This is a genomic window from Acinetobacter stercoris (assembly GCF_900323515.1).
Taxonomy (GTDB): Bacteria; Pseudomonadota; Gammaproteobacteria; order Pseudomonadales; family Moraxellaceae; genus Acinetobacter; species Acinetobacter stercoris.
Genome location: NZ_OOGT01000099.1, coordinates 1 through 14,030 on the forward strand (window position 1 = coordinate 1; position 14,030 = coordinate 14,030).

The 14,030-nt window shown below is 38.3% G+C and carries 12 protein-coding genes; 4 read left to right on the forward strand and 8 right to left on the reverse strand.

Annotation, left to right across the window (positions count from 1 at the left end; all coding sequences use genetic code 11):
- Positions 1–274 precede the first annotated feature (274 nt).
- Entirely contained in the window at positions 275–3,961 is a 3,687-nt protein-coding gene (metH, locus tag KPC_RS11230; RefSeq protein ID WP_121974473.1) for a methionine synthase, read from the forward strand.
- 56 nt (positions 3,962–4,017) lie between these two features.
- On the opposite strand, the gene KPC_RS11235 is transcribed toward metH, so the two are convergent.
- Positions 4,018–4,311 (reverse strand): cold shock domain-containing protein, encoded by a 294-nt coding sequence (locus tag KPC_RS11235; protein ID WP_121974474.1) that lies wholly within the window; start codon positions 4,309–4,311, stop codon positions 4,018–4,020.
- A gap of 183 nt (positions 4,312–4,494) precedes the next feature.
- On the opposite strand from KPC_RS11235, the gene dhaK reads away from it, so the two are divergent.
- Entirely contained in the window at positions 4,495–6,225 is a 1,731-nt protein-coding gene (gene dhaK / locus KPC_RS11240; RefSeq protein ID WP_121974475.1) for a dihydroxyacetone kinase subunit DhaK, read from the forward strand.
- Positions 6,226–6,631: 406 nt separating this feature from the next.
- On the opposite strand, the gene def is transcribed toward dhaK, so the two are convergent.
- Entirely contained in the window at positions 6,632–7,111 is a 480-nt protein-coding gene (gene def, locus KPC_RS11245; RefSeq protein ID WP_121974476.1) for a peptide deformylase, read from the reverse strand.
- A 99-nt stretch (positions 7,112–7,210) separates the two neighbouring features.
- Positions 7,211–8,401: a GGDEF domain-containing protein gene (locus tag KPC_RS11250; protein WP_121974477.1), complete on the reverse strand. Its 1,191-nt coding sequence runs from the start codon at positions 8,399–8,401 to the stop codon at positions 7,211–7,213.
- 247 nt (positions 8,402–8,648) lie between these two features.
- Here KPC_RS11250 and KPC_RS11255 point away from each other — a divergent pair, with 247 nt between their 5' ends.
- The gene (locus KPC_RS11255; RefSeq protein ID WP_121974478.1) at positions 8,649–9,923 is read left to right on the forward strand and encodes an MFS transporter; all 1,275 of its coding nucleotides are present in this window, start codon (positions 8,649–8,651) and stop codon (positions 9,921–9,923) included.
- 68 nt (positions 9,924–9,991) lie between these two features.
- On the opposite strand, the gene KPC_RS11260 is transcribed toward KPC_RS11255, so the two are convergent.
- The 4 genes from KPC_RS11260 to KPC_RS11275 all read right to left on the reverse strand — a co-directional run bounded on the left by KPC_RS11260 (position 9,992) and on the right by KPC_RS11275 (position 12,456).
- Positions 9,992–10,486, reverse strand: a complete 495-nt coding sequence (locus KPC_RS11260) for an SRPBCC family protein (protein ID WP_121974479.1) — start codon at positions 10,484–10,486, stop codon at positions 9,992–9,994.
- Between the two features lie 75 nt (positions 10,487–10,561).
- On the reverse strand, positions 10,562–10,840 hold the full coding sequence (locus KPC_RS11265; protein ID WP_121974480.1) for a hypothetical protein: 279 nt from the start codon (positions 10,838–10,840) through the stop codon (positions 10,562–10,564).
- Between the two features lie 16 nt (positions 10,841–10,856).
- Complete coding sequence (gene pnuC, locus KPC_RS11270; protein WP_121974481.1) at positions 10,857–11,441, reverse strand: nicotinamide riboside transporter PnuC; 585 nt, start codon at positions 11,439–11,441, stop codon at positions 10,857–10,859.
- 112 nt (positions 11,442–11,553) lie between these two features.
- Positions 11,554–12,456, reverse strand: coding sequence for a hypothetical protein (locus tag KPC_RS11275; protein WP_121974482.1), 903 nt, complete (start codon positions 12,454–12,456; stop codon positions 11,554–11,556).
- A 212-nt stretch (positions 12,457–12,668) separates the two neighbouring features.
- Here KPC_RS11275 and KPC_RS11280 point away from each other — a divergent pair, with 212 nt between their 5' ends.
- Positions 12,669–13,466 (forward strand): crotonase/enoyl-CoA hydratase family protein, encoded by a 798-nt coding sequence (locus KPC_RS11280; protein WP_121974483.1) that lies wholly within the window; start codon positions 12,669–12,671, stop codon positions 13,464–13,466.
- Positions 13,467–13,471: 5 nt separating this feature from the next.
- Here the strand turns inward: KPC_RS11280 and KPC_RS11285 are convergent, their stop codons facing one another.
- Positions 13,472–13,834 carry a hypothetical protein gene (locus KPC_RS11285; protein WP_228212243.1) on the reverse strand — a complete coding sequence of 121 codons (363 nt, stop codon included), beginning with the start codon at positions 13,832–13,834 and terminating at the stop codon, positions 13,472–13,474.
- Positions 13,835–14,030 lie beyond the last annotated feature (196 nt).

Below are 14,030 nucleotides of genomic sequence, written 5' to 3' on the forward strand. Positions count from 1 at the left end.
CAAACAGGTTAAAAATCCCATAAAAAATGTAAATTTAAACGCACTTTTAATTATGTGATTTAGTAGACATTATTTTACTTTATTCAGATTAACTTCTTTTCCATATTCCACTTCCATGCAAATAAAGCATTCTTTCTAAAAAAATATCAATTTTCTGTGAAATTACTTTTAAATCTTTAATCTGCCTATATCTTTACTCGTAATGGTTGCACTAAAGAACGATCTAATCTGTTAAGATATGAGCCGTTTTAAAATCCTGCTGAGAGTTTTTTGAATGACCACATTAACCACCTTAAAAACGCTTCTAGCCCAACGCATCATGATTATCGATGGCGCTATGGGTACGATGATCCAACGCCATAAACTGGAAGAAGCTGATTATCGTGGTGAACGTTTTGCTGATTGGGCACATGACCTAAAAGGTAATAATGACCTTTTGGTACTCACCCAACCACAAATCATTCAAGGGATTCATGAAGCTTATCTCGATGCAGGTGCAGATATCATTGAAACCAATAGCTTTAATGGTACCCGTGTTTCCATGTCTGACTATCACATGGAGGATCTGGTTCCTGAAATTAACCGTGAAGCTGCTCGTATCGCAAAAGCGGCTTGCGAGAAGTATTCAACCCCAGAAAAACCTCGTTTTGTAGCAGGTGTACTCGGGCCAACATCACGTACCTGCTCGATTTCTCCAAATGTAAACGACCCCGCATTTCGTAATATCACTTTTGATGAATTAAAAGATAACTATATTGAAGCAGCTCATGCACTCATTGAAGGTGGTGCAGATATCTTACTGATCGAAACAGTATTTGATACGCTAAACTGTAAAGCTGCGATTTTCGCTGTAAAAGAAGTATTTAAGCAAATTGGTCGTGAACTGCCACTGATGATTTCAGGAACGATTACTGATGCTTCTGGTCGCACCCTGACTGGTCAAACTGCCGAAGCTTTCTGGAACTCTGTACGTCATGGCGATCTACTTTCTATCGGCTTTAACTGTGCGCTTGGTGCTGATGCAATGCGTCCTCACGTTAAAACCATTGCTGATGTTGCAGATACTTTTGTTTCAGCTCACCCCAATGCAGGTTTGCCAAATGCTTTTGGTGAATACGATGAAACACCAGAACAAACAGCAGCATTTTTAAAAGAATTTGCCGAAAGTGGTTTGATCAATATCACTGGTGGTTGCTGTGGTACTACACCTGATCATATCCGTGCCATTTACAATGCTGTAAAAGACATCAAACCACGCCAGATCCCTGAAACCAGACCCGCTTGCCGTTTGAGTGGTTTAGAACCATTTAATATTTTTGATGATTCATTGTTTGTCAATGTAGGCGAACGTACCAACGTTACAGGTTCTAAAAAATTCTTACGTCTGATTCGTGAAGAAAACTATGCAGAAGCTTTAGATGTTGCCCGTCAACAGGTCGAAGCTGGCGCACAGGTGATCGATATCAACATGGATGAAGGAATGCTGGATAGCGAATATGCCATGGTGCATTTTCTCAATCTGGTCGCATCTGAACCTGATATTTCACGTGTACCGATCATGATTGACTCATCAAAATGGGACATTATTGAAGCGGGTTTAAAATGTGTTCAAGGTAAGCCGATTGTTAACTCGATTTCCTTAAAAGAAGGTTATGACGAGTTTGTGCACAAAGCTCGCCTTTGCCGTCAATATGGTGCTGCCATCATTGTTATGGCATTTGATGAGACAGGACAGGCGGATACTGCTGCGCGCAAACGTGAAATCTGTAAACGTTCTTATGATGTTTTAGTCAATGATGTCGGCTACCCTGCTGAAGACATCATTTTTGATCCAAACGTGTTTGCTGTAGCTACGGGTATTGAAGAACATAATAACTACGCAGTTGATTTTATTGAAGCAACTGGCTGGATTAAACAAAACCTGCCACATGCCATGATTTCAGGTGGTGTGTCTAACGTCTCATTCTCTTTCCGTGGAAATGAACCTGTCCGTGAAGCAATTCACTCTGTCTTCCTTTACCATGCCATCAAGCAAGGTATGACTATGGGGATCGTCAATGCTGGACAAATGGCGATTTATGATGACATTCCCAAAGCCCTTAAAGATGCGGTTGAAGATGTAATTCTCAACCAAAATCAGGGTGAAAGCGGTCAGGATGCCACAGAAAAACTGCTTGAAGTTGCTGAGCAGTATCGTGGTCAAAGTGCGGCTCAAAAACAAACTGAAGATCTCGAATGGCGTAATGAGAGCGTAGAAAAACGCCTTGAATATGCTTTAGTCAAAGGTATTACCACGTTTATCGATGAAGATACCGAAGAAGCACGTCTCAAAGCAGCTCGTCCTCTTGATGTGATCGAGGGACCTCTCATGGATGGTATGAATGTGGTTGGTGACTTGTTTGGTGCAGGTAAAATGTTCTTACCTCAGGTGGTGAAATCCGCACGTGTAATGAAACAGGCTGTAGCTTGGCTCAACCCATACATCGAAGCTGAAAAAACTGCTGGAGAATCCAAAGGTAAAGTGCTCATGGCAACCGTAAAAGGTGACGTACATGACATCGGTAAAAACATCGTAGGCGTGGTACTCGGCTGTAACGGTTATGACATTGTTGACCTTGGAGTAATGGTACCAGCCGAGAAAATTTTGCAAACTGCAATCGATGAAAAAGTCGATATCATCGGGCTTTCAGGATTAATTACCCCATCGCTTGATGAAATGGTCTTTGTTGCAAAAGAAATGCAACGTAAAGATTTTCATATCCCGCTTTTGATCGGTGGTGCTACCACATCTAAAGCACATACTGCAGTTAAAATTGATCCACAATATTCAAATGATGCCGTGATCTATGTTGCCGATGCATCACGTGCGGTTGGTGTCGCAACTTCGCTACTTTCTAAAGATAAAAAAGCAGACTTTGTTGCTGAGCACCGTGCCGAATATGCCAAAGTTCGTGAACGTATAGCCAACAAACAACCGAAAGCAGCCAAACTGTCATATACAGAATCAGTTGAAAATGGCTATAAAATCGATTGGAACAAATTTGTACCAGTAAAGCCGAATATGCTGGGGACCCAAACGATAACCAATTATCCTCTTGAAACGTTGCTTGAATATTTTGACTGGACACCATTCTTTATTTCATGGAGTCTCGCTGGAAAATTCCCGAACATTCTAAAAGATGAAATCGTCGGTGAAGCAGCTACTGATTTATACAATCAGGCACAAATCATGTTGAAGGATATCATCGAAAATAAACGTTTTGATGCCCGTGCGGTCTTTGGGATCTATCCTGCAAAACGTACAGGTACTGATACCGTGACTGTTTATGATGAACAGGGGCAAGCAACCCATCACTTTGAGCATGTCCGCCAACAGTCTGATAAAGTTACAGGTAAAGCCAATATGTCTCTGGCTGATTTTATTAGTCCAGATGATCAGAATCAGGATTATCTTGGTGGATTCACTGTTTCAATCTTTGGTGCTGAAGAGATGGCTAATGAATATAAAGCCAAAAGTGATGATTACTCTGCAATTCTGGCGCAATCTCTAGGTGATCGTTTTGCAGAAGCATTTGCCGAGCACTTGCATGAGCGTATCCGTAAAGAGTTCTGGGGTTATCAGGCAGATGAAAACCTTTCCAATGAAGAACTGATCAAAGAAAAATATGTCGGTATCCGCCCTGCCCCTGGTTACCCTGCCTGTCCTGAACATTCAGAAAAAGCATCCTTGTTTGACTGGTTAGGTTCAACTGATAAGATCGGTACACAGCTCACTTCAAGTTTTGCGATGTGGCCACCATCATCTGTCAGCGGTTTCTACTATGCAAACCCTGAATCTCAATATTTTAATGTCGGCAAGATTTTGCAGGATCAGCTAGAAGATTATGCAAAACGTAAAGGCTGGACTTTGGATGAAGCGAAACGCTGGTTAGCACCGAATCTGGATGATTCGATTTCTTAGAACTTCTCTAGTCCTCCCCTTTCCAAAGGGGGGGATTCGATTAATTTAAAAGTCCATCACTTCCTAAAATTATTTAACAACGCACTGGTAATCGACTTATTATTCTCAACAACTCTGCTCTTCTTGGCTTTTGCTGAATTATCAACAACACGTTCAATTTTGACAGCTTTTAACTTACCATTATTTTCTACAACAACAAACTTAACTCTTTCATTACGCTTTGGTTCACCATCAGCAAGCGGAAAATCAGAAATATGAAAGAAAATATCCTGTTCAAGCCCACCAATAAAACCAAACCCTTTTTCAGAATTATATTGTTTAATTTTACCTTGCTGAAATTCAGGTTTCATACATATTTCCCAGAGTGGTACACAATCACAGCATTATATTATACCTCGAACCAGTTCAATACAGTAAATAGACTTTAACTTGACTATCCATCACAAAACCTATTTTTTAAGGCTAAATTGTTCAATCCTGCTTTATAATACGCAGCTATTCTTCTCCCAGATATATATTTGTCGGTGTTTTTAATGAAAAAATTGATCAACGGTGCAGAAAACATCGTGACTGAGATGTGTAAAGGTTTTGTACTAGCACATCCTGAACTCGCATTTAATGAATCATATAAAATTATTTCACGCAAAGAAAAACACCAAAACGTAGCCCTGATTAGCGGTGGTGGCAGTGGACATGAACCAGCACATGCGGGCTTTGTTGGACAAGGCATGCTAGATGCAGCAGTTTGCGGTGATGTATTTGCATCTCCATCACAAATTCAAGTGTATAAGGCCCTGCAACAGGTCGCGACAGACAAAGGCGTACTGATGATCATCAAAAACTATTCTGGGGATATGATGAATTTCCAGAATGGTGCTGCTCTAGCTGTAGAGGATGGTATCAAAGTCGACTATGTAAAAGTTGCTGATGATATCGCAGTCAAAGACAGCTTATATACTGTAGGCCGTCGTGGTGTTGCTGGGACAGTACTTGTACATAAAATAGCAGGTGCTGTCGCATCTAAAGGTTATGATCTGGCAAGAGTAAAAGAAATTGCGCAAAAAGCAGCAGACAATGTCACAAGCCTTGGTTTTGCTTATACTTCTTGCACCGTACCAGCTAAAGGCACACCAACTTTCAGCTTAACAGAAGATGAAATGGAATACGGTGTTGGCATACATGGTGAACCTGGTATTCGTCGTGAAAAAATATTACCATCTAAAAAATTAGCGCAACGTATTGTCGATGATTTATTTTTAGATCGTCCTGATTTAACTGAGGTTGCCGTTCTGATCAATGGTTTTGGAACAACTCCACTACAGGAACTTTACGTATTCAACCATGACGTTTGCCAGCATCTTGCAAACGAAGGTATCAAGATCTACCGTACTTTTGTCGGCAATTATATGACCAGTATTGATATGTCTGGAGCATCGGTATCCCTGCTTGCTCTAGATGATGAATTAAAAGCCTACTTAGATGCGCCAGCCAACACCCCAGCATTTAAAATGGATGGTTCAGCAGCTTTAGCAGTTGAGTTATCTACAAATAATGTAAATGCAGAACATACATTAAATACCGATGTAGAAACACATGCAGAACATGCCTCTATAGTGAATGAACAGTTCACCATTGAAAATATGCGCTATATCGTTGATGTAATGAGTGCATGTATCATCAAAAATGAAGTTCCGTTTTGTGAACTTGATGCACATGCAGGTGATGGTGATTTTGGTATGAGTGTCGCCAAAGGTTTTAAACAACTAAAACGCCAATGGCATGAACTTGTTCAGACTCAAAAAATGGATGATTTTTTATTGAACTGTTCAATGATCATTATGGAACATTGTGGTGGTGCTTCAGGTCCAATCTGGGGTTCAGCTTTTCGTGCAGCAAGTAAATCCATCCAGGGTAAACAAACTCTTTGTGTAAATGACTTTGCTATCATGCTGCAAGAGGCAGTCAAAGGCATTCAAACCACAGGAGAGCGCTCATTTGGTCGTGGTGCTGTGGTAGGTGATAAAACACTGATTGATGCATTAGCCCCCTGTGCAGACTCATGGTCAGCGAATACTGATAAAACTTTTAGAGAAAATTTTATCTTAGGTGCTCAAGCTGCTGTTCAGGGAGCAGAATCGACCAAGGATATCACCGCTCGTATGGGTCGTGCCGGCACAGTTGGTGATCGTAGTTTAGGTTATCCAGATGCAGGTGCTTATGGTTTAGGTGTGATCTTTACGGATATTGCTGAACATTTGAAGTAGTGTTTTAAACAATCCTTAAAAGCATCGAATAGGTTTCGGTGCTTTTTTATTTCTAAATAGATTAACAGAAACTCCCCCCTTAACCACATCCCAATGATGCATCATCTTCCCAATTAAAACGTAATTAACGCAAATATCAATCTTCAATTTACCTTGAAAATATTCATGATGATCTACAAATTCATTAAATGCGTTTTCAAAGGATATGTAATCAGTCTCGTCATTCAGTCGAAATGAAGTCTTTTAACGCTAATCATAAAATTAAAGAAGTAACAGCTATTTTTCTAGGTGAAAATTAATACAGCTAGTTTCTAAAAACTCCTCAATCGTGTTTTCTATCACAAATTGATTGGTCCGCAGAACCTTTACACTGCATAAAGTAATAAGATTGGAACATTATCTATTCTTATAAACGCTCAACAAACAATATACCATCTAAATGATCGATTTCATGTTGCACAATACGTGCAGGGAATCCAGAAAATGTTGTCTCTATCTGTTCTCCACATAACGTGAAATATTTCACATGAATTGTTGTTGCACGAGCAACCTGTCCCCTTTGATCAGGTACACTTAAGCATCCCTCTTCACCTAAATCTGTTTCATCTGAAAAAGATAAAATCTCAGGATTGATCATCACGACAGGCTGCATTTCTGGTGCATCTGGATAACGAGGATTGGGACGAGAAGCAACGATAATGACCCTTTTTGAGACATAGACTTGCGGAGCTGCTATCCCGACACCATTGCGCTCAAACATTGTTACATTCATGGCATTTGAAAGCCCGATCAGCCATTCACTAGAAAACTCATCACTTGCGATTGTTGCAGCTTTTAGCTTTAAAATCTCTTCACCCTTTTGAGCAACAGGTAATATGGCACTCATTAAAATATCCAACGTCATATCTATTTTTTTATTATTATGTATTTTAGAAATTAACACTACTTCATTTCTCTCAATTACTTTTCAAGAAAATGCAATATTTTAATTGTGAGGTGGATGTCTCTGTTCAAGCTCCTGATAATATCTCACCTGATTTCGCCCATTTGCTTTAGCAAAATATAAAGCCTGATCTGCTCTATGAATGACTATTTCATTAGACAAATCCTCTAAAGATTCTGCTACGCCAAAACTTGCAGACACTTGAATTGAATGCAGTCTATTAATAACAATGGGCTTTTTTTGTAAATTTTGCCGGCAACATTCAGCTATAGCTACCGCCTGAGTTAAATTAGTCTCGTTCAAAATTAAAATGAACTCCTCTCCACCAAAGCGTCCAAGCAAGTCTTTTTCACGTAAATTCTGACTTAAAATATTTGCAACATTTTTTAAAACATTGTCCCCTGCATCATGCCCATAAGTATCATTAATATTTTTAAAATAATCTAAATCTATTAAAATCAGGGAATAGTGAATATTTTTTTCTTGTATACATTTCAGATGGTTGGCAATACTTCTACGGTTAAAAATACCTGTCAGTGGATCTATCAGACTCATTTCATTGAATAGTTTTTCTCTGTTTTTCCACTGTATTAACAATATTTCAAATAGCACAATACTGGCAAAAAAAATCGGGACATATAAAAAAAGCATACTGGATACCCAGAAATCATTTTTATACAAAACTGAAAACTTCAACTCTTCACTGAATATTGGCGCATAATCTATTCTTTCAGTTGCACTTAAATAAATCGCTATAAGTAAAAAAATAGTAATCGGAATAAACGTAAAGTAAATAATTCTACGTTCAAAAAGAACCAGACCAACTGAAATCAAACTGATATAGCCTGCTATCGTGGCAGGGCTGATAATTCCAATAGTGTACCCTCCCTTTATAAAAGTTAACCCAAAATAAAGAACAGCGACATAAGGAAAATATTTTTGGAAAAATTTATTATTTTTAAATAAAAAACAACTCAATATAAGAATGATAAATACAGTGATAACTACAATAAGATACCGCAAATGTCCCGCAAAATAACTTTTACTCAACCAGTGATGCAAAACATCATGTGTATATCCAAACCAGTACCAAGCCAGCCACAATATGTGATCCAATGCGCCCAATACCAAAATAAGTACACCTTTACTCACATTGCTCCAGTTAACAATGACACTCTCACTCATGAAGCGTTGGATTTTTAAATGGGTTAAATTAAGCCAATGAAATTTCATACATATAATTTTCACTCTATTTTTTGATTTATTTTTTATAAGTTTTTACTTTATCTATTAAATAACTTTTACTCAATATTTTTTATTCAAGTCGACATTGAATTCATCAATATCCGGCAGCAACAATCAACAAGTTTTCCAATATCAACATTATGCTTATTGCGAAAAACTTTCTTAAATAATGGTTGATTTTTCATTAGAAACAAGATTAATTAAGACCTTCGTAATGTGAACAACAATGAGCAGCATGGAAGCTTCTACTCAATTAACTCGTGAAGACAAACGCACTCTAGGTCTGTCTTCGCTCGGTGGTGCACTAGAGTTTTACGACTTTGTCATTTATGTATTCTATGCAAAGATTATCTCTGAATTATTCTTTCCAAGTACCTTAAGCCCCTTTTGGGCGATGCTAAACACTTATGGAATATTTGCCGCTGGCTATTTTTTCCGACCCTTAGGCGGTGTAGTCATGGCACACTTTGGTGATTTAGTTGGTCGTAAGCGTTTATTTACACTATCTATTTTACTGATGTCTTTACCCACACTGGTCATTGGTATCTTACCTACTTATGCCAGTATTGGTATTGCTGCACCGCTTTTATTATTACTCATGCGAATTATGCAGGGAATTGCAATCGGTGGTGAAATTCCTGCGGCATGGACATTTGTATCAGAGCATGTCCCAGAGAAAAAGATCGGTCTAGCCAATGGTTTTCTAACCGCAGGACTTTCTTTGGGGATCTTGCTCGGTGCATTAACATCATTATGGATTTCAAAACAGTTTACAGAAACCGAAATCCATGATTGGGCTTGGCGCATTGCCTTTATTATTGGTGGTATTTTTGGCTTTATTGCCCTGTACCTGAGAACCTATCTGAAAGAGACACCAGTATTTAAAGCGATGCAAGCAAGAAAGGAACTCTCTAAGGAGATCCCTGTAAAGCAGGTTCTAACTGATCATAAGTTAGGAGTGATTATCGGCATGCTATTTACATGGTTTCTGACAGGCTGTGTAGTTGTAATAATTTTAGCCATGCCTAACCTGCTGGCTGGCGCATTTGGCTTCCCGCGTCCTGTTGCCTTTGAAATGCAAAGTTCAGCTATCGTCATGCAAATGATCGGTTGCATTCTAGCTGGGCTTCTGGCTGATAAATTTGGTGCTGGAAAAGTCATGCTCTGGGGATCATTTGCAGTTGCCCTACTTGCAACTGTTTTCTTTAAGAGTCTGGGTTATGCCTCAACCCCATCAATATTTATTTTATATATGTTACTCGGTTTATGCTCTGGGACAGTAGGTATGGTGTCCTATAGTATGGTCAAAATGTTTCCTGCCCAGATTCGTTTTTCAGGTATCTCTTTTTCTTACAATGTCGCTTACGCTATTGCAGGAGGAATAACTTTACCTCTCATCCAATGGCTAAGTCAGTTTAGTACGATTGGTGCCATGTATTATATTTGGGTGGTAACAGCCGTTTCATTTGTTACAGCTATCGTCTATAGACATCGTTTTGAAAGAACTTAAGCTTTAAAACAGAAAATGCTGACAATAGTAATGGCAGCATTTTCTGTTCATATTTCTATTTCAAAATTTTATGACTGATTTAACTGCTTTCTAATTTCATCTTCTACGATTGCAATTTCTATTTCACTAAATTTGCGTATCTCACCCTCTGCATGACGTTCTAACATACCAGAAACAAGTGGAACTTTAACAAGCCATGCCAAGCTAATATGTATCTGTTGATCATCTCCAGTCACAAAACGGTCACAGCTTGCTTCTAATGATAAATTGGCTCCCAAGACTACAGTTGACTCTAAAATATCCAAATTGGTCACATCAGTACGATGTAGCTTAAATGCATCTTTCAGCAATTTTTTTGCAATATCTGGAATGTTAACATCCAGATTGTAACTTCGCTTCAATGTATAAATATCACCTGTTATTGAGGATTCTATTATTTTTAAGTTTTCTCCAGGAATCCTTTTACAAACAGCTTCATGCAATGTGGTGTCTGCTGCCAGCTTCTTAAATTCTTGTAATGATACATTTGGAATAGTCGCTTTAATCGTAAAACGGTGCGCCATAGATTCATCCTGTTTTTATAATGATCAAGGAAGGAATAATAAAGTCATCCATTGAAACGCTTTTTTCACATAGCGTCATTGGCTGAATATACATCTCTCAATCTGAATCTGACCACCACTGGCATTGATGACAATGCTACGGTTCAGGAAGCGAATTATGGCGTAAAACTCCTCTGCACCATCGTCTAACCCTGATGCCGCCCAGGTTGTTCCATGAGGAAACTCATATAACCAGTCGGCCTTATAAAAATCTGAAACAGAATCAAAATCTGCATATAGCTCAGGCGCAGCAGCAATTTTCGATGCAACGTCATCAAATCGTTCAAGCTGATACTGATTGAAATCAAGTAGCATGTGCTATACCTGTTCTTTATATTCCTTTAAAATTTGAAACTGCCTGTTTCTTTTTGACTTGTTCCCACTGCCACCAGCCAAACCCAGCCATGGCAACAAATGCAGCATATAAGCCAGCAGTTAGGAATAAGTCTTTATAAATAAACATACCGACATAAACAATATCGACAAATACCCATAAAATCCAGGTTGCAATATGCTTTTGACTCGTCCAGTAAGTTGCAAGCAAGCTAAAAGCTGCAAGTTGAGAATCCAGCATCGGGACTGCTGCATCTGTGAAATGTTTCAGGATCAAACCAAATAGCAAACCACCAGCCGCAGCCAATAACATTTGAAATAATGCGATTGGTACGCCTAAAGCTTCGATTCGAATCTCATGATCTTGTTGTTTTCCTTTTAACCAGTGATAAAAACCGTAAAAATTCACCACGATAAAGAAAAACTGTAATATTGTTTCACCGTATAATTTGAACGAATAAAATAAATAAGCATATAAAACAAAAGCCAGAAAATTAAACCACCAACACAGCATATTCCGCTTAATAGTTAGAGCAACACCAATAACACTAATCACAACAGCAAATATTTCTAGGGGAGACATAGGCTTTTGGCACAAAATCTAAAGAGGTTATTATGAAAAAAAGCATCATAATTGCAAGAAAAAGATCTGACTGTTTTAGCTAGTTTCTTGCAATTCATTGCTTTTATTATTCTTAACAAGGAATAAAATACTGAATAGCAATTAACTTATTATTTTTAAAATAAAATAAATATGCGTCATCACTTTGTTCTTTGTATACCCGTAAATAACTGTCATAATCTCTAACAGAAAAATCGTCAGAATCATCGGGCAATTTTTTCTCCCTTTGAACAACTTCTATCTGACTACCTGTCTGAAATAAATCACGCACTTGTTGGGTCGTCATACCAGCAACCAAACGTTTGTCTTCAACATCAACAATATCCTGTGACGTAAGTTTTGTAACCCCAAGAAGAGCAACTTCATCCTGAGTAAAACTCAAGATATAACGATCTACTAAAACCCGTTTCTCAGGCTGATCATCATCGAAAAAACCTCCACATTCAACATTCTGTTGAGTAAATAATGGTAATGCCTGCGTGATCTGGATTGAAAATGGGCTTTTCTCTATTTTTATTGCTTTTGCCAAACTGGTATTCAGTTTCTGGTTTGGATCTATCACTTTAATGAAATCTTTGTCTCTATAAAGATATTTCTCATCATTACCAAATGCTCTTCCTATGATCACACCATTTTGTATGATCTTGTCCAGTTCCAAAGCATTGAATTCTGACAGACCAGCATGATAGATAGAATCCAGAACATACTGGTTATTTTTGTTGAGGAAAACCGCATAGTTTGTTGAGGTTGCCTGACCACCACAATTATTAATGAGCGCATAGCCATAAATGAAATCATTAATACCATCCTGATTTAAATCTCCAATCAAAATGTGCTTTTCATGATCTGCCAGCTCATCAATTTCACAGCCACCAGCTTTCAATTCGGTCTGTTTTTGCCTAATTGCAGCCAATATCTGTGTTTCTTTATCACCTACTTTTGCAGATTGAGTTTGTTGATGATTATTTTTTTGCATCTGCTCATCCTGATCCGATGATTTTTGGCATGCGGATAATGTGATTCCTAAAGATAAACAGATAAGTGAAAACAACTTGTACATTCTTTGATCATAAAAAATCGGGCAATGCGCAGAGTTTAATTGATTTTTACAACATCGTCAGCAGATCAAAGGATTTTGATGGTATAAGTTTATATACAATCACATCACAATGATTTAGGGAAATTCACATGAATGAACAAAATAATAGTCAAGGAAAAGTCAGTCGTGAAATCCGCAAACATATTTTTTTAATTGGTTTGGATCGGGCTGAAAAACGAAATGCTTTTGATAGTCATATGATTCAGGATTTATCACTTGCCTTAACAGAATACGAAGAAAATCCCGATTTGCGTTGTGCTGTTGTTTTTGCGCACGGTGATCACTTTACTGCTGGACTGGATTTAGTTGAATTACAAAATAAACTTAATGATGGGGTTTTTAATTTTCCAGCCCAGCAAATCAATCCCTGGGGCACTGTAGGACGTCAACGTAGCAAGCCATTGATTGTTGCTGTGCAAGGTTATTGTTATACGGCGGGGATTGAACTGATGTTAAATGCGGATCTAGTTGTAGCAAATGCCAATACACAATTTACCCAGATAGAAGTACAGCGCGGTATTTTACCTTTTGGTGGAGCAACAGTACGTTTTGTTCAGGCAGCAGGATGGGTCAAAGCGATGAAATATATTCTGACTGGTGATCTGTTTTATGCCCAAACTGCTTATGAAATGAATCTGGTTACAGAGGTTGTTGAGGGTAACAATCAGCTTATTCGAGCATTAGAATTAGCTGAACGTATTTCGAGTGCTGCACCACTTGCTGTTCAGGCCACCCTTGCCTCTGCCCATCAAGCCTTTTTACACAGCCCAGAAATCGCTTTTTCAAATCTGCAAAACTTACTTCAACCCTTACTAAAGTCAGAAGATGCAATGGAGGGAATACGTGCCATGCTCGAACGACGCGCATCTAATTTTAAAGGGAAATGAAACTCTTAATGTCGGTCAGCATCAAGAATTTCTATTTTATGTTCAACACCAAAACGGTCAACATGCGCATAAAATACACCATAGCGCCCAACATAATACTCTAGTGACTGGTCAGCAAAACTCCAGAATATAGACCATTCATCCAGATCATGCTTTTCAATCTGGGTAAGAGTACTTGCTGGCATATTTTTTAAATAATGATGCTGAATTTGCTCAGCATTTTTGAATACACGATTATTCAACTTTTCTTCAAAAAAAATTTTAGCAACATCATCAAATAAACGCTGTTCCTCTGCATCAACAAACACGACATGTTCCGTGTTATCAGTTAGAAGTGGTTGAATCGGGTCCTGAATCAAAGTTGACAATTCTTTTCCTGGTTCAAAAAAGGTTTTATTCAAACGTGGTCTTAAAAAAATTCGCCACAATACAAATCCACATATTATGATAATGATCAGTAATAATAATTTAAACATAGCTCTAAACTCCCCCCAATAGTTGAAGATTGCATAGCGACTTCATTAGCTATCATTTGATGGGTTTTCAAATACACTAACAATATCG